The sequence below is a fragment of the Micromonospora echinospora genome, from assembly GCF_900091495.1.
In the GTDB taxonomy this organism is placed as follows: Bacteria; Actinomycetota; Actinomycetes; order Mycobacteriales; family Micromonosporaceae; genus Micromonospora; species Micromonospora echinospora.
On sequence record NZ_LT607413.1, the window covers coordinates 5,676,020 to 5,693,412 of the forward strand.

Sequence of the window (17,393 nt, forward strand, 5' to 3'; positions counted from 1 at the left end):
GGCGACGGTGACGACGTCCGACGAACGTCCGCTGCTGATCGTCAGCTCGGGCAGCGCCGGGCTGTTCAACCCGCTGCTCACCCTCGCCGGTGAGCTGAAGCGCCGGGGCGTCGGACGGGTCCGGTTCGCCTGCACGGACGAGCGCCGGGCCGACATCGAGGCGCTGCCCGGTGACGGTGACGTGCGGTTCCTGTCGCTGGGGCCGGCCCGGCCGGAGATGCGCCCCGAGCACTGGGACGACGAGCACCACCGGCGGATGTCCACCGGGTCGCGGGCCGAGAACTTCGTCAGCTACGTCGACGCCTCGACCGACCACGACCAGCTGCACCGGCTCTACGAGCGGTGCCTGGACCTGATCGACGAGGTGGAACCGGCGCTGGCCGTGGTGGACTCGTTCGCCACCTACGGGATGGACGCGGCGACCACCCGGGACGTCCCGTTCGTCGTCAGCGTCTCGGTGCCGCCGTCGAACTTCCTCCAGGACAGCCTGCCGGCGGCGTATCCGACGCCGCTGTCCGGCCTGCCGCTGCACATGAACCCGAGCCAGCGGGCCGCCAACGACCGCCACCGGGCGGCGCTGCTGAGTGGCCTGACGGAGCCGGAACGGCTGGCCCGCAGCACCGCCGCCGCCGAGCGTCGGCGGGCCGCCGGGATCAGCAACGCCGAGCTGAGCCCCAGCCGGTACGCGGACGCCGCGCAGGCCCTGCTGGCCTACACGGTGTTCGGTCTGGAGTACCCGTTCGACACGGCTCCGGCGAACCTGCGCCTGGTCGGCTCGATGGTGCCGCCGGACGTCACGTCGGGCCCCGAGGGCGCGGAGCTGCGCGGCTGGCTGGACGCCCACCCGTCGGTGGTCTACATCGGCTTCGGCACCATCATGCGGCCGTCGGCGGACCAGGTGGCCGCGCTGGTCGAGGTGGCCGCCCGGCTCGCGCCCGAGCACCACGTGCTCTGGAAGCTGCCGGCTCAGCGGCAGCACCTCCTCCCGCCGGCCGGGGAACTGCCGGCGAACCTGCGCGTCGAGTCGTGGCTGCCCTCGCAGGTCGAGGTGCTGGCCCACCCGAACGTGCGGGTGTTCTTCAACCACGCCGCCGCCAACGCGATCCACGAGGCGGCCTGGTTCGGGGTGCCGCAACTGGTGATGCCGTTCTGGCTCGACTGCCACGACGGCGCGGTCCGGGTCGTCGACGCCGGGTTCGGGCTCCCCGCCGAGTTGGAGGACCCCCTGGACGTCGAGGACATTGTCGCCAAGCTGCGCCGGCTGCTGACCGACCCGGTCTTCCGGAACCGCGCCGAACTGTGGCGCGGGCGGCTGCGGCAGGCGGGCGGCGTCACCGCCGCCGCTGACCTGGTGCTGCGCCTGCGGGACACGGCGACCGACCGGACCCCCACGCCGGTCGCGGGTTGACCGCTGCGCGAGGACCGTGGGCGGTGACCCCCGACGGGCGGGTGCCGTGACCGCCACGGCGGGACCGCCGTGCCGACGCCGAACGGGGCGCGGACCGGGAAGCGCCCCGGCCCGCGCCCCGTCGCGGTCAGGACGCCGCGCCCTGCACCTCCTCGACCAGCGGCTCCGCGTACGCGACGAGCCGGGCCGGCAGGTCGGTGCGGCGCTTGACGTCCAGCTTCCGGTAGACCCGGGTGAGGTGCTGCTCCACCGTGCTGACCGTGATGAACAGCTTGCTGGAGATCTGCCGGTTGGTGTGCCCCTGCGCGGCGAGCGCGGCCACCCGCCGCTCGGCCTCGCTGAGCCCGTCCTCCGGCTCCGGCGTCTCGGCCGGCGGGTACGCCGGCAGCCCGCCCGGCTCGCGCCGGACCAGTCGTTGGGCCAGTACCGGCGCGCCGCAGTCCTGCGCGAGGTGGTAGGCCCGGCGGACCAGCAGCCGGGCCTGCGCCCAGTCACCGGCGCGTTGCAGCGTCTGACCGGTGTCGCCCAGCGCCCGGACCAGTTCCAGCCGGTCGCCGCAGTTCTGGAGCAGGTTGACCGCCTCGGAGAGCAGCTTGCGCCGGTGGTCCGGGGCGGCGGTGGTGGCGAGCAGCCGGAGGGTGCGCCCCCGGGTCCGGTCGTCCACGCCGTGCGGCACGCGTAGCTGCTCCTGGAGCAGTTGGGTGGCGTGTGCCTTGTTGCCCACGCTGAGCTGCACCCGGGCCAGTTCCAGCCGCCAGGGGACCAGACCGGCGACGTCGATGCCCCAGGTGCGCATCAGCTCCCCGCAGCGGCGCAGGTCGGCCGTTGCCGCGTGGGCGCGGCCCATCGCCAGGTGGTGCCGGCCCCGCGCCGCCAGGTAGTGCACGCCCAGCGGGGTCCGGAACGCGCCGGGTGGCACCGGCTGGGCCAGCCACTGGTCCGCCTCGCCGTGCCGGCCGGACTCCGTCGCGCAGGCGATCAGGGTGGCCAGCGGGCCGGCCACGGCCACCCCCCACGCCGCGACCGGCAGGTCCTCCAGGGCCGCCCGGGCGTGGTGCTCGGCGCCGGACAGGTCACCCAGGCGCAGGGCCGCCTCGGCGCGCAGCGCGCGGATCACCGCCCGCCACACCGGGTTGTGTCGCACCACCGGGCGCTCCAGCAGCGCCGCGCTCCAGACCGCGACCCGGTCCGAGCGGCCCGACCAGAGCAGCGCCAGCAGCGGGGCGGTCAGCGCCGGGAGGACGCCGTCGTCGGTGTGGTGGCGGTGCAGCAGTTGCTCGGCGCTGGCCACCGCGTCCTGCTCGGCGGCGGGCGTCAACGCCGAGCCGAGCACGGTCAGGGCGTGCAGTTGCAGGTACCCGACGGCGGGCAGGACCGGCATCCGACCCCCGGCGGCGACCGCCTCCCGGACCGCCGGCAGGTGGTCGGGGTGGGAGAGGGAGAGCAGCAGACGCATCGCCCGGAGCCGGCCGGAGTCGGTGGAGTGGGCCTGGTCGTCGTCCCCGGCGCAGCCGGCGATCGCCTCGCCGGCCTCCTCCGCCCGGCCCTGCCACAGCAGGTACGGCACGGTGGACAGGGCCGTGTCGGTGGGCCATCCGGCGTTGCGGGCCGTCCGGACCAACTGCGTGAGATGTCCGTTGACGGTCAGCGGGTTGACCTGCCACCGGGCGTTGACCAGCATGGCCGTGGTGGTGGTGCGCTGCTGGTCGTCCACGTCGGCCCGGCTGACCAGCCGCAGGCAGGCGGCGGCCTCGTCGGGGCGTCCGGAGGCCAGGGCGTGCGCGGCGGCGTCCTGGAGCACCGGCACCGTCCAGGCGGCGTCCGCCCAACCCGCGGCGACCAGGTGCTCGGCCACCGTGCGCGGGTCGGCGCCGTGCTCGTGCAGCACCTCGGCGGTGCGCTGGTGCATGGCCCGACGTTCCTCGGGGGACATGTCGGCCAGGATCGACCGGCGGATGCGCGGGTGGCGCAGCTGGTCGCAGTTCATCAGGCCGGAGGTGCGCAGCACCCGGACGGTCGGCGCGACCGACTCGGGCACCATGTCGAGCAGGTGGCCCAGCAGCTCCGTCGACGCCGGCCGGGTGAGCACCGCCAGCGCCTGCGCGACCCGACGGACCCCCGGCTCGTGCCGGTAGAGGCAGCCGAGCACCGCCTGGTCGAAGGCGGTGTCCGGGGCGGGGTCCTCGTCGGACTCCTCGCGGAGCTGCTCGTCGATGAGCGCCCGGGTGAGCAGCGGGTTGCCGCCGGTGACGCTCAGGCAGCGTTCGGCGGTCTCCCGGGCGGCGGCCTCGGCACCGCCGTCGACCAGTTGGGCGATCGCCTCGACGGTCAGCGGTGGCAGGTTGATCCGGGTGAAGTGCGGCTGGCTGAACAGCTCGGCCCGGAAGTGCGGGTGCGGCGGACGGAGCATCCTGGCCTCGGTGAGCACCACGACGATCGGGGCGTGCCGCAGCCGGCGGGTGACGTACAGCAGGCAGTGCAGGGTCGCCGGGTCGGCGTGGTGGACGTCGTCGATGGTCAGCACCAGTGGTCCGGACCCGGCGAGGTCCAGCAGCGCGTTGAACAGGCCGTGCAGCACCGGTGCCCACGCCCGGTTGGCCGCCGACGACTCGTCCGTCGTCTCCAGACTCGCCTCGAGCAGCGGCACGACCGACGGGGCCTCCCGCATCAGGGTCTCGACCTGGGCCGCCGCCTCCGGGGCCAGCCGTGCGCTGTGGAACAGCTGCCCCAGCACGCCCAGGTGGAGTCCGCGTTCCGCCCGGGAGCCGGCGGCGCTGAGCACCCGCCCTCCGGCGTCGGCCGCCCACTCGCCGAAGGCCTCCAGCACACTCGTCTTGCCGCTGCCCACCGCGCCCGTCACGAGCGAGACATGTCCCCGCTGCTGCTTCTCGCACATCCGGAAGGCTTCCCGCAGCCGGGTGATCTGTTCATCTCGCTGCACCAGCACCGTTCGTGTCAGCCTTTCTCATACGCGGTGCCGCGCGGGTCACGTCGACCGGCACCGCCCCTCCCGAAGCCGGCCAGGGCCCCTTCCCACCCGTACCCCGTGATGTCGGGTAGGGGCGGAAGTGCACCGGGCCGCGCCGCCGGATGGACCTGGATCCTGCCCTCCGGAAAACGCCGCCGAGAGCGGACGGTGATCCGGTTGCAGGGAGTCTGGCATCGGCGCAGATGTGCGACAACGGTGCCGAGACCCCACCATCAGGTCGGTAAACCTGTGGTCCCGATGGGCCGTTAGGGGTTGCGCTGCTGGCCGTCAGGGGTAACGCGGGAAGCCGAATGAACATCCGGCGACGCCGGGATGGACGGGCAGGGCGGCGCTGTGGACGGCCGGCGCGAACGTTACGGACGGTCAGCGCGGCGGCACGGACACCAAATGGTAGCCGTACTACTCATGGTCCCACCACCCCTTTGTGGCGTGCGACTCGCGCGAACGGGTGCGACCGCCGACACCGGACGGGGTCGACGGTCGTTCGTTCGGGGGAGGGTCAGCGGTCGAGCCGGAGGCGGGCGGCCAGTTCGCTGCGGGAGGCGACGTCGAGCTTGCGGTAGATGCGGGTCAGTCGCTGTTCGATGGCGCTGACCGTGAGGAACATCTTCTCGGCGATCTCGCGGTTGGTGTGCCCCTGCGCGGCCAGGGTGGCCACCCGGGACTCGGTGTCGTTGAGCCCGGTGAGCAGAACGATCGCCTCGTCGCCGGGGTCGGTGGCGCCGTTGCGGTGGGCACGCGACGTGGGACGCAGGACCGGGATGCCGCACTCGCCGGCGACCTCCCGGGCGCACCGGGACACGTCACGCGCCTGTCGCAGGTCCCCGACCTGCTGGTACGCGTGACCGAGGTCGGTGAGGGCGTGCGCCAGCTCCACCCGGTCGCCGGACTGCCGCAGCAGCCGTACGGCGCTGCGCAGGTGCCGGATGCGGTCGTCGCCCTCCTCGACGGTGGCGAGCACCCGCAGCGCCGCCCCCCGGTGTCGGACCTGGTCCGGGCGTAGTCGGTCCAGTTCCTCCCGCACGAGCTTCTCGGCCTGCTGGCGGCGGCCCATGTGCCGCAGCGCGCGGGCCGCCTCGGTCCGCCACGGCACCAGCGCCGACAGGTCCAGCCGCCACGACGTCATCAGCTGACCGCAGAGCTGGAAGTCGGCCAGCGCGGCCTCGGGGTTGCCGGAGGCCAGCGCGTGCAGTCCGCGGGCGTGCAGGTAGTGCAGGCCGAACGGGGTCTCGAACAGGGCCGCCGGCACCGGCGTCCGCAGGCAGGCGGCGGCCTCTTCCCACTCCTGGAGGCCGGTCAGCGCCCGGAGCCGAACGGCGAGCGGCATGCCGATCATGACGCCCCACCCCTTCGGGGAGAGCCGGCTCAGGGCCACCTCGGCCAGCTTCCGCGCCCGGACCAGGTCGCCGCGGCGACCGGCCACCGCGGCGGAGAGCGCGGCCAGCAGCGCGCGTGGGGTGCGATGCCGGCCGGTGGCGTCGTGGTCCAGCCGTTCGCACCACTCACCGGCGAGGTCGAGCCGGTCGGCGTAGATCAGCGCGCTCACCGCGCAGACGGCGTTCCAGATGCTCGTCTCGTCGTCCAGTCGGAGCGTGGCGAGGACGTGGTCGGCATCCTCGGCCGCGCTGGCCTCCCCACGTTCGAGCACCGCGCCGAGCAGGGCGATACCCCGGAGCTGACCCTTGACCCGGGCGAGGGTCAGCGGGTCCCGGCCCACCGGGCGGGCGGCCGGGCCGTCCACCGGAGTTCCCGGGTAGAGGGTGGTCAGCCAGCTCCTCATCACGATCAGGTCGGTGGCCGACTGGGGGTCGTGCCGGTCGGCGCGTTCCTCGAGGTGCCGGACGAGCTCGCGGGCCCGGTCGGTCTGCCCGTGCCAGAGCAGGTACTGGATCGGCCCGGCGGCCTGTCGGCTGCTGAGATGCCCGGCCCGGACGGCGGTAGCGACGCCGAGCAGGTGCGGAACGGCGGCCTGCGGATCGAGCCGCCACTCCGCGCGGGCGAGGGCGGAACGGATCCGTGCCCGCAGGCAGTCGTCGGTGGCGTCCCGGTTGGCCCGGCGCAGGTACTGTCGCGCCGCGTCGGCGTCACCGTCGGCCAGGGCCTGTTCTCCGGCGTCGAGCAGCGCCTGGATCATCCAGGTCTCGTCGAGTTCGTCGGTCTTGAGCAGGTGCGGGGCGATCCGCGCGGGAGGCGCGCCGTCGTCGTGCAACAGGCAGGCGGTGGCCCGCTGCAACCGGCCGTGCTCCTCCACCGTCATGCTGTCCAGCACCGCCCGGATGACGGCCGGGTGCCGGAGCCCCTCCTCGGTGACCAGGCCCGCGCTGGTCGACACGTCGACCGCACGCACATCCAGGCCCCCGGGGAGGTCGAGGAGCAGGGGAACCAGCGGGCTGTCCTTCGGCCCACCGGTCACCGCGAGCACCCGGGCGGCCTTCAGGACGAGGTGCTCGCACCGGTAGAGGCAGCTCAGTACGGCCTCGCGGAAGGCCTCCCCGGTCACCGGCCGGTCGCCGGGCCCGCCGGTGAGATGGTCGTCGGCCAGGGCGTGCAGCAGCAGGGGGTTGCCCCCGCTGATCCGGTGCGCCTCGTCGGTGACGCGGCGGGCCACCGGCACACCGAGCCGGTCGGCCAGGAGGCGGTAGGTGCCGTCGGGGGAGAGCAGGGGAAGCCGTACCCGGTGCGCCCGCGCCGGCTGCATCAGTTCGGCGTGGACGGTGGGATGCCACGGCCGGGTGCGGTGCGCCTCGGTGAGGACGATCAGTACGGCCAGGCCGGTCACGCGTCGCGCCAGGTAGGCCAGGCAGCGCAGGGACGGAGCGTCGGCGTGGTGCACGTCGTCGACCGCGAGGACCAGGGGACCCTGTGCGGCGAGTGCCACCAGCTCACCGCCGATCGCGGCGGTGAGCGGGGCGAGGGCCTCGTCGTCGGGTGTCTCGGACCAGTCGAGGGCGCCCCGGTCCAGCAGGCGCCCGAGCCGGTCCCGGGTGGGATCGGTAAGGGGGGCCCGGCGGACGAGTTGGCGGACGATCTCCAGCGGTACGGTGCGCTCGCTGCGGGAGGCGCTCGCGCCCAGGAAGTTGACGCCGGCCTCGGCGCACCGTCGGGCGAACGCCTGCAACAGGCTGGTCTTACCGGTCCCGACGGGTCCGGTCACCACCGTCACCGGACCTGACGTGACGGACGGGTTGTCGGCGCGCAGGAGGTCGTTGAGCCGGTGCGTCAGGATGTCGAGCTGCCGGTCCCGCTCGGTCAGCGTCATCGGGCGGGTCCCGTGGCGGGCACGGTGACCGAGGTCGCCTGGTTGTCCATCCGCTGTGGTCTCCCATGTCACTCAACGAAGTCAGAGACCCACAAATCCTTGACCAATTCTGCGGCGAAGGCCGATGACGTTCGTGTGGCCCACGCCAGGAGCATTCCCTAATTCGGGAGCTGCTCCGAGGTGCCCCCGGCTATCGATCTCAGTGCATGGTGTGGAGTATGGCAGTCCAGCAATTGAGCGGCAAGTCGGACGATGTAAAGGATAGACAAACCTGGTCTGTCGCGCCACTGGCCCTGCGGGGTGACACCCGCTCGGCAGCGTAACGTCATAGTGGCGATTCGGAGCGTGACATCGAACATCCTCGTCTGGCTGGTCGGGGCGGTTTGGCGGCTGTCCGCCAATGTGTTTTCAGGGTACCGGCAATGCGTTTCGCGAACGGCTATGTGGTGCCCAGGAGTGCCGGGAGCGCTACCGGTGGGCGACGGCGTCCGTCGTGGCGCCCGTCCCCGGCCGCCGGGCGTCGGCGGGCGTGCCGATGCGCGCGATCCGTGGGGCCGGGGTTGCCGGACGTGAGGGTGTTGGCTGGTGTGGGGAGGGTCGGAAAGCTGCCCAGCCCTCCGCGTGTCGCTGCGGCGCGCCGTTGTCACCGACGGTCCCGTGGTGCTCACCCAGCGGGGCGGGCGGCTTTACGTGGTCGCCTGATGGCGGGAGGGCGGGGGGTCCGAGCGCCGTGCGTCCTACCCGGGTCGCTCCGGGGATCCGCCCCGACACTGTCGCCGAGGTTCGGCGTGCGGTATTGTTTCGGCGCGCCGATTCCGAGCCTAATTCGCGTTCCGATATCTGCCCTCCGTGATCCGGGGTGAACCGTTCGCGAACCGGATCGGCATTCCGGTTGCCAAACCGTAATCAATGCCGATGACGCGTGTCCGGCAACGGGATTGTGGGATCGTCGGCGACCGTCCGCGCCGTGCCATTGTTTCCGCCCGGACCGTCCGAACCGTCGCTTCCCCTTCCGGGCAAACCAGGATCCTATTGGTGGAAATAGGCGCACATCCGTATGATTATCCGCCCGTGGCGACTCCCGCCCCTCGCGTTCGAAGGGTGTGCCGACCAGCACCGGACCGGCGTAGGACCACCACCGCCCCGTCGTCGACCGGAGCGTCGCCGCCCGCCTGACGGGCGTCCCGTGTGCCGGGAGGTGTACCGACGTCGGTCAGGAACGTCCTCCCCGGACGTCCCGCCGGTCGCTGCCGGCATGCCGTCGGACGACAGTCTCAGCCGAGGGAGCGAACCGACCTGGTCGCCGGCCGCGCCGGCGTCGGACGCGAACGGACCGGACACCTCCCGCGCACCCCGCACCCGGAGTGCGACCGATGACCAGGCTAGGGGTTGTCGGCGACCCGGACGCAGCCTAATTTCGGCGCATCCGCTCCGATCGGGAGACGACCGGCCACCACGAGACCCCCGCACACCCGGAGTACGAAGGGTTCCTGGCGCGATGCTCCAGCCACTGCCGAGACTCGTCGACGCCGCCGAAAAGGGTTAACCCGGATGACTCTGTTGCCGGCGCTCCACGGGTCCGGCGTCGACCGGGCGGACGCGCTTCGGGTCGCCGGCAGAACCCTCTCCAGCGAGCACCTCCAGGGCTGCGCCAACGCCGTCGCCGACCGGATCCGGGGCGCCCGGGCGGTGGCGGTCGAGGCCACGCCGAGCATCGAGGCACTGGTCGGCATGGTGGGAGCCCTCCAGGCGGGGGTGCCGCTGGTGCCGGTGCCGCCGCTGGCCCCGGTCGAGGAGCGTCGCCGCATCCTGCGCGAGTCGGGCGCGAGCCTGTGCCTCGGTGCCACCGTCGACGGCACGACCCTGCCCGTGATCCCCGTCGACCTGCGACAACGCTCCTGGAACACCCACCCCGAGGCGGAACCGACCGCCGACGCGGTCATCCTGTACACCGGTGGAGCCGGCGGAACGTCCCGTGGCGTCCGCATCTCCCGTCGGGCGATCGCGACCGGACTGGACCTGCTCGCCGACGCATGGCGGTGGAGCGCCGAGGACGTCCTCGTCCAGAGGGCGCCGCTCTTCCGGGCCTACGGCCTCGTCGCCGGGCTGCTCGGCGCGCTGCGGGTGGGTGGCCGCTTCGTCCACCTCGACCGGTCTCCGGCCACCGGCCCGGTCGGCACCATCCACCTCGCCGTACCCCACCAGTGGGCCCGGATCGCCCGGGACGTCCCGGGCGCCCGGGCCCTGTCCGGGGCACGGATCCTCGTCTCCGGCGACGCTCCGCTGGCACCGGCGGTGAACGAGCGGATCCGGTTGCTCACCTCGCACACCCTCATCCAGGGCTACGGCACCACCGAGACGCTCATCGCGGTGACCGGCCGTGCCGGCGTACGGGGCACCCCCGGCACGGCCGGGACCCCTCTGCCGGGCGTGCAGACCCGCCTGCTCGGCGTTGACGGGCGGCCGGTGCCCAGCGACGGCGAGTCCGTCGGCGAACTGAGCATCCGAGGGCCGACGCTGTTCAGCGGATACCTCGGCCAACCGGACCAGACGCCCCCCGACGAGGGGTGGCACGACACCGGCGACCTGGCCACCGTCGCACCGGACGGCTGCCACCGGATCATCGGTCGACGCCGGGCCGACGTGGTGCACTGCCGCGACCGGCCGGTCCCCGCCCGCCAGGTCGAGGAGGTCCTGCTCACCCATCCCGGGGTCCACGACGCCGCCGTGGTGGGCATGCCGCACCGCGCCCTCGGTGAGATGATCGTGGCGTACGTCGTGGCGGCGGAGGGACTCACCGCGCAGATGCTCATCGACCACGTCGGACGGATGCTGTCGGCCGCGCACCGGCCCCGCCGCGTGCACTTCGTCGCCGAACTGCCCCGAAGCGCCCAGGGCCGGGTCAGGAAATCGCTGCTGATCGCCCCGGGGTGAGTTCCCGGCGCACCCACTCCGACCGCACGGCCGACCACCGGTGCCGCCTGCGGAGCCCGCCACCCGTAGCCGACCCCTACGGCACCCGGCGCACCCACCGCTTCCGGGGTCGGCGCCGGACGGCGCGGCGCCTAGCATGCCGAATGTGATCGAGCGGATCCTTCCCCCGACCGTCGTGGTGGTCGAGTCCTTCACCGACCCCGCCGACCTGACCCTCCACCCCGACGAGGAGCCGCTGGTTGCGAACGCGGTGGAGAAACGCCGCCGGGAGTTCACCACGGTGCGGGACTGTGCCCGCCGCGCGATGGCCCAGATGGGCCTTCCACCGGCCGCGATCCTCACCGGAACGCGGGGCGCACCCGTCTGGCCGACCGGAGTGGTGGGCAGCATGACCCACTGCGACGGCTACCGGGGGGCGGCGCTCGCGCCCGCGACGTCGGTCGCCTCGGTCGGGGTCGACGCCGAACCGCACGCGGCGCTGCCCGACGGGGTGCTCGACGCGATCGCGCTGCCCGCCGAGCGGACCCGTGCGGCCGCCCTGCGCGCCACCCACCCGGCGGTGTGCTGGGACCGGCTGCTCTTCAGCGCCAAGGAGTCGGTCTACAAGGCCTGGTTCCCGCTGACCGGCCGCTGGCTGGACTTCTCCGAGGCCGACATCGTGGTCGATCCGGACGGGACGTTCGCCGCCCGGCTGCTCGTGCCCGGCCCGGTGCTGGGCGGTACGGAGGTGACCACCTTCCCCGGCCGGTTCCTCGTCGACGGTGGACTGGTCCTCACCGCCGTCACCCTCCCGCCGGCCGCCTGACGACACCCGTCCGCCGTTCGGCTCGGGGTGGCCGGGTTCCCGTGGTGGCTGGGTTCCCGTGGTGGTTGGGTTGGGTGGTAGCAGGGGTCCCCTGCTCATCACCAGGCGGTAGCAGGGGCCCCCTGCTACCACCCAACCCCACCCCACCCCGCCCGCCCCACGGCCGTCCGGCGGAGGTCAGGGCTCGGTCAGCAGGTTCTTCTGTACCTTGCCCATCGCGTTGCGCGGGAGGTCGTCGAGCAGGTGCACCTGCCGGGGCCGCTTGTGCACCGACAGGTCCCGGGCCACGAACTCGATCAGTTCGGCCTCCCGCAGCCCGTCGCCCACCACGAAGGCGGTCACCTGCTGCCCCAGGTCCGGGTGCGGGGTGCCCACCACCGCGACCTCGCGGACGCCGGGGTGGGCCAGGAGCGCGTCCTCCACCTCGCCGGCGCCGATCCGGTAACCGCCGCTCTTGATCAGATCGGTGGCGGCCCGGCCGACGATCCGGTGCCAACCGTCCGGACCGATCGTGGCCACGTCGCCGGTGCGGAACCAGCCGTCCGGCGTACGGCTCGCCGCGTCGGCGTCCGGCCGGTGCAGGTACCCGTCGAAGAGGGTGGCCCCCCGGACCTGGAGCTCACCCATCGCCACCCCGTCGGTGGGCACGGTGCCGCCCCACTCGTCCACCACCCGGGTGTGCACGCCCGGCAGCGGCAGCCCCACGGTGCCGGCCCGGCGTGGTCCGTCCGCCCGGGCGCTGACCGTGATCAGGGTCTCGGTCATGCCGTACCGCTCGACGACCCGGTGACCGGTCAGCGCGGCGAGGCCCCCGAAGACGCTCTCCGGCAGCGCCGCGCTGCCCGACACCAGCAGCCGCGCCGGGCGCAACGCCCGGGCCGCAGCCGGGTCCGCCGCGATCCGGGACCAGACGGTGGGTACGCCGAAGTAGAGCGAGCCGGCTGCCGCCGCGTACCGCTCGGGGCGGGGACGGCCGACGTGGTGCAGCCGGCTGCCCAGTCGGAGCGGGCCCAGCACACCGAGCACGAGACCGTGCACGTGGAACAGCGGCAGGCCGTGCACCAGCCGGTCGTCCGGCGTCCAGGCCCAGGCGGCGGCGAGACCGTCGAGGCAGGCGGCGACGGCCCGCCGGGAGAGCACCACGCCCTTGGGCGCGCCCGTGGTGCCGCTGGTGTAGAGGATCAGCGCGGTGGCCTCCGGTGCCGGCTCCGGGTGCCGGGCGTCCGACCGCCGTCCGAGGTCGACCGGCACGGCCGGGGGAGCGGACGCGTCCGCCGGATCGGCGCCGACCGGCCCGAGCAGGACCTCGGCCGCCGAGTCCCGCAGGATGTGGTCGCGTTCCCGGGGCCCGGCGTCCGGTGGCACCGGCACCACCGCCGCGCCGGCCAGCAACCCGCCCACCACGGCGACCACGGTCTCCAGGCTCGGTGTGGCCGTCACCGCCACCCGCCGCACGCCGCGCAGATCGTCGGCGACCGCCGCGGCCTGTCGGCGCAGGTCCACCCAGGACACCGAACGGTCGTCGACGCGGACCGCGTCCGGCCGCTCGTCGGTGGACTCGGACAGCCAGCTCAGCAGCGGCACGTTGGCGCTCCTTCTGCGCGGTCCACCCGGCGGCGTGCCGCCGGTCGGCGGGGGAACGGACCCCGGTACGGTCGGTGGGCGGCCGGGACGACGCGCGCCCGACCGGACGTCTGCGACCGTAGTCGGACCAGCACGGGGCCGGCCACCCCTACCGGGCGTCGTGGCGCGGTCGTGGTGAGGGAGGTGGCACCGGTGTCCGGAACCGGAGACCCGGTGGGAGCCGGCGTGGCGGGAACGGCCCTCGTTCCCGGTGGGGTGCGCGCGGTCGTGCTCGACCTCGACGGTGTGCTCGTCGACAGTCTCGCCGTGGCCCGTGCCGCGTTCACCCTCGCGTACCGGGAGGTGGTCGGCGACGGCGTCGTCCCGGTCGACGAGTACTGCCGGCACCCGGGTCGCTACCTGCCGGAGGTGCTGCGGCTGATGGGTCTGCCGGCGGCGATGGTGGAACCTTTCGTGCGCGAGAGCAACCGTCTGGCGCACCTGGTCACGCCGGTGCCCGGCGTGCCGGAGCTCCTCGGCGAGCTGCGCGGGCGGGGCATCGGGCTGGCCGTGGCGACCGGTCGCAGCGGGGAACGGGCCCGGCTCGTCCTGGACCGGGTCGGGCTGCTGCCCCTGCTCGACCACGTGGTCGGCGCCGACGAGGTGCCCCGGCCCAAGCCCGCCCCGGACATCGTCCGTCGGGCCCTGGAACTGCTGGACGTGCCACCCGGACGCGCGCTGATGGTCGGTGACGCGCCGGCGGACCTGGTCAGCGCCCGCCGCGCCGGGGTGGTGGCGGTCGCCGCCCTGTGGGGCGAGTCGGACGCGGAGACCCTGCGGGCCGCCGGCCCGGACGTCACCCTGACCCGGGTCGGGGAGCTGGCGGCCCTCTGCCTCGGCGGCTGACCGCGAGGACGGACACTCTGCGTGAACCCGTGGAACCCCTGACGGGTCGATGGTTAACGGGTCTACACCCCCAATTCATCGTCCGATGGGTTGATCAACGCCTCGGTTACCCGGATGATGGGCGGCGTTGACCCCGAGGGGTCGACCTCGGACCGTTTCCACACACCGACGCCGCGACATCCCGAGGGGTTCCACCCTCACGACGGCAGCCGCACGTGACGGAGGACCCATGCCGGTCATCGAAGTCGAGCACCTGCACAAACGATACGGCGACAAGATCGCGGTCGAGGACGTCTCCTTCACGGTGGAGCAGGGCGAGATCTTCGGCGTGCTCGGCCCGAACGGCGCCGGGAAGACCACCACCGTCGAGTGCGTGCAGGGGCTGCGCCGCGCCGACGGCGGGCAGGTCCGCGTCCTCGGTCTCGACCCCGTGCGGGACCGCGCGGAGGTGCGCCAGCGGGTCGGCGCGCAGTTGCAGGAGAGCCAGCTCCCCGACAAGCTGCGCGTGCGCGAGGCGCTGGACCTGTACCGGTCGTTCTACCGCAACAAGGCCGACATCGACGAACTCCTGGCGGACCTGGGCCTGACCAGTCAGCGCGACACCGCCTTTCACAAGCTCTCCGGCGGCCAGAAGCAGCGGCTTTCGGTGGCCCTGGCGCTGGTCGGCCAGCCGGAGATCGCGATCCTGGACGAGCTGACCACCGGGCTGGACCCGCAGGGCCGGCGGGACACCTGGGACCTGGTCGACCGGATCCGGGACCGGGGTGTGACGGTCGTGCTGGTCACGCACTTCATGGAGGAGGCGGAGCGGCTCTGCGACCGGCTCGCCGTGATCGACGCCGGTCGGGTCGTCGCCATCGACAGCCCGTCCGGTCTGCTCGCCCGCGTCGGCTCGGCCCACCAGGTGCACTTCCGTCCCCTGGACCCGCTCGACGAGGCCGTGCTCGACGCGCTGCCGGAGGTGACCGGTGTGCGCCGCAACGGCGACGAGGTGACCGTGACCGGCCCCGAAGGCGTGGCCCAGGCGGTGCTCTCGGCGCTGGCCGACCGGAAGGTCCGGTACGGCGGGCTCCGCGTGGAGCAGCCCACCCTGGACGACGCCTTCGTCTCCCTGACCGGTCGTTCCGCCCAGACCGGTGCCACCCGGACGATCGACGAGAGGTCATCGTGAACGCCCTGTCCAAGCTCGTCGCGGTCGAGGCCAAGCTGTTCCTGCGCGAGCCGGTGTCGTTGTTCTTCGTCTTCGCCCTGCCGCTGGGGCTGATGCTCGTGTTCGGGCTGCCCTCACGCGGATCGACCGAGGCGGGCACCGGTCAGCACGGCGAGCTGACCTTCCTGCCGGCCCTCGCGCTCTCCCTGACGATCGGGATGCTCGCCCTGTTCACCCTGCCGATGGCGCTGGGCATCTACCGGGAGCGACGGGTGCTGCGGCGGCTCGCCACCACGCCGGTCAACCCGGCCCTGCTGCTCGTCGCGCAGGTGGTGGTCAACCTGGCGATGGGCGTGGCCGGTGCGGTGGTGACCGCCATCGGCGTCCGGTTCCTGCTGGACCAGCCGGCCCCGGCCAACGTGCCGGGCTTCGTGCTGGCCTTCCTGCTCGGCGTGGCCTGCCTTTTCGGCCTGGGTCTGCTCATCGCCGCGCTCGCCCCGTCGGCCCGTTCGGCCCAGTCCATCGGCCCGACGCTCTTCTTCCCGTTGCTCTTCCTCGCCGGGGCCTGGCTGCCGCGCGACCAGATGCCGACCGTGCTGGCGAAGATCGGCGACTACTCGCCGCTGGGGGCCACGGTGGACACCGTCGCCGCGGCGTGGGCGGGAGACGCTCCGGCCGTACCGCAGCTGGTGGCCCTGGCGGTGACCGCCGTGCTCGGCAGCCTGCTGGCGGTCCGCTTCTTCCGCTGGGAGTGAGACGGCTCGGCGTCGGGTGGCCGGCGCCGGTTCCGTCGCCGTGGTGGAACCCACGCTAGGGGGCGACTAAGGGTTCTTGCCGAGTGTGACCTGGATTACGTTCGTGGCGGACGAGGGGCCGTCTCACCTGCGGCGGGACCAATCGGTCCCGCCGTTCGTGTTCCCCGGCCACGGGAACGCTGCGGCCCCTTTCGCCGGCACACGCGTCGCGGCCCGGCCCGGCGCACGGCGAGGCGGAACGACGAGCGACGGAGGTCGTGCGATGACAGGTTCTTTCGATCCCGCCCCGACAGTCCGGATGGTGGATCCGGTCGTCAACGGTGACGACCGGGCCACCCTCGCAGCAGAGGTACGAAACGACATCGGCCGGGAGGCCGGCGGTATCGTCGACGCGGTGCTGGAGGGTGGGCCGACCACCCTGCGGGCCGACCAGCGCAGCCACCGGGTTCCCCTGCGGGAACACAAGATCAAGGTTCCCCACCACGGCGGGTACGAGCACTTCGAACGGGACGCCGCAGGCGTCGCCGACGCCGCGCCACTGGTCTTCCGGTGGAGCGGTCGGACCCGGATCGCCGAGTAGCCACGCAGCCCGGGAGCCGGCGCCCGGCGCGGACCAGTGCCGGGCGCCGGCTCCCGGGCACCGGCGGGAAGGATCACCCCTCCGGTCCAACGGTGGCCTTCCGGGTGGCTACGGGTGGCTACGGGTGGCCGTCCACGGTACGACCGGCCGTCACCGGCCGAAGGTCCGGGTCAGGCCGCCGCTGCGCCGGTGCCGCCAGTACATGTCCCGCCGGGCGCCCTTGGGGAAGCCGGGCTGCCAGGGCTTGACCGGTCCGGCCATGTGGAGGATGGCCGAATCGCTGAGCTTGCCGCCGAACTCCGGCTCCAGCCGCCAGGCCATCAGGTCGTTCCAGCGGTGGGGCAGGCGCAGCCAGTTGTCGTAGGTGGCGTAGTTCAGGGCGTCCTGGTCCGGGTAGCGCGACTCGTGCGCGTGGCGGACGAGGTAGGCCAACGACTTCTCGGAGACCTCGCACTCCTTCCACCGGGGCACGTCGATCAGCAGCACCCCGGAGTTGAAGTAGTCCTTCCGGGGGTCGAGGTGCTCGTACGTCCCCAGGCCGGGGATGCCTCCCATGTCGTAGAGCCGGCGGTTGAACGGGTCGCGGACCGCCGCGAGCGGGACGCCCCCCATGTCCAACTCGAACAGGGGTTGGAGGCTGTTCGTGCACAGGGTGTCGCAGTCGATGTAGAGGAGCCTCTCCACCTCCGGCGGAAGCGCGGCGGGCACCAGCAGGCGCAGGTACATCGCCGGGGAGAGGTACGCCATCACCGGGTCGTTCCCCTTGGGCAGGTCCACCGAGGAGGTGTCCACCTTCAGGTACTCGATCGAGGCGTGCGGCCCCGCCGCCCGGGCGAGAGCGGCCCGGGAGGAGGCCGGCACGTCGTCGGCGGCGATCAGCCAGTACCGGAGCGGCTGGCCCGGGTTCGACTCGGCGACGGTCGACACGACGACCGCGGCGTGCGCCGCGTACGCGGCGTCGAAGGTCAAGGTGAGGTCCACGGGCGCTCTCCTCCGCACAGGTTGCGCAAAACTCGGAGAAATTAGCTTGACAATTGCGGTAGA

General features: G+C 73.4%; 11 protein-coding genes. 7 read left to right on the forward strand and 4 right to left on the reverse strand.

Annotation, left to right across the window (positions count from 1 at the left end):
* The first annotated feature begins 7 nt into the window (after positions 1-7).
* Positions 8-1,408 (forward strand): glycosyltransferase, encoded by a 1,401-nt coding sequence (locus GA0070618_RS24480; RefSeq protein ID WP_088983714.1) that lies wholly within the window; start codon positions 8-10, stop codon positions 1,406-1,408.
* Between the two features lie 127 nt (positions 1,409-1,535).
* Here GA0070618_RS24480 and GA0070618_RS24485 read toward each other — a convergent pair whose 3' ends face one another.
* A complete protein-coding gene (locus tag GA0070618_RS24485) occupies positions 1,536-4,349 on the reverse strand; it encodes a helix-turn-helix transcriptional regulator (protein WP_231931440.1) in 2,814 nt (937 codons plus the stop codon).
* A 547-nt stretch (positions 4,350-4,896) separates the two neighbouring features.
* A complete protein-coding gene (locus GA0070618_RS24490; RefSeq protein ID WP_088983716.1) occupies positions 4,897-7,656 on the reverse strand; it encodes a helix-turn-helix transcriptional regulator in 2,760 nt (919 codons plus the stop codon).
* Positions 7,657-9,207: 1,551 nt separating this feature from the next.
* Here GA0070618_RS24490 and GA0070618_RS24495 point away from each other — a divergent pair.
* Together GA0070618_RS24495 and GA0070618_RS24500 are read left to right on the forward strand one after the other, a co-directional pair.
* The gene (locus GA0070618_RS24495; RefSeq protein ID WP_088983717.1) at positions 9,208-10,590 is read left to right on the forward strand and encodes an AMP-binding protein; all 1,383 of its coding nucleotides are present in this window, start codon (positions 9,208-9,210) and stop codon (positions 10,588-10,590) included.
* Between the two features lie 145 nt (positions 10,591-10,735).
* Positions 10,736-11,395: a 4'-phosphopantetheinyl transferase family protein gene (locus GA0070618_RS24500; RefSeq protein WP_088983718.1), complete on the forward strand. Its 660-nt coding sequence runs from the start codon at positions 10,736-10,738 to the stop codon at positions 11,393-11,395.
* Positions 11,396-11,572: 177 nt separating this feature from the next.
* Here the strand turns inward: GA0070618_RS24500 and GA0070618_RS24505 are convergent, their stop codons facing one another.
* Entirely contained in the window at positions 11,573-12,979 is a 1,407-nt protein-coding gene (locus tag GA0070618_RS24505) for an acyl-CoA synthetase (RefSeq protein ID WP_088983719.1), read from the reverse strand.
* A gap of 213 nt (positions 12,980-13,192) precedes the next feature.
* On the opposite strand from GA0070618_RS24505, the gene GA0070618_RS24510 reads away from it, so the two are divergent.
* From GA0070618_RS24510 to GA0070618_RS24525, 4 genes are all read left to right on the forward strand, one after another.
* Positions 13,193-13,864 carry an HAD-IA family hydrolase gene (locus GA0070618_RS24510; protein ID WP_414467611.1) on the forward strand — a complete coding sequence of 224 codons (672 nt, stop codon included), beginning with the start codon at positions 13,193-13,195 and terminating at the stop codon, positions 13,862-13,864.
* Between the two features lie 229 nt (positions 13,865-14,093).
* Complete coding sequence (locus GA0070618_RS24515) at positions 14,094-15,035, forward strand: ABC transporter ATP-binding protein (RefSeq protein ID WP_088983720.1); 942 nt, start codon at positions 14,094-14,096, stop codon at positions 15,033-15,035.
* A complete protein-coding gene (locus GA0070618_RS24520) occupies positions 15,032-15,769 on the forward strand; it encodes an ABC transporter permease (RefSeq protein WP_088983721.1) in 738 nt (245 codons plus the stop codon). Before GA0070618_RS24515 ends, GA0070618_RS24520 begins: the two co-directional genes overlap by 4 nt.
* Before the next feature lie 262 nt (positions 15,770-16,031).
* Positions 16,032-16,349, forward strand: coding sequence for a DUF5988 family protein (locus GA0070618_RS24525; RefSeq protein ID WP_231931441.1), 318 nt, complete (start codon positions 16,032-16,034; stop codon positions 16,347-16,349).
* A gap of 150 nt (positions 16,350-16,499) precedes the next feature.
* Here GA0070618_RS24525 and GA0070618_RS24530 read toward each other — a convergent pair whose 3' ends face one another.
* Positions 16,500-17,330: a glycosyltransferase family 8 protein gene (locus tag GA0070618_RS24530; protein ID WP_157749002.1), complete on the reverse strand. Its 831-nt coding sequence runs from the start codon at positions 17,328-17,330 to the stop codon at positions 16,500-16,502.
* Positions 17,331-17,393: the final 63 nt, after the last annotated feature.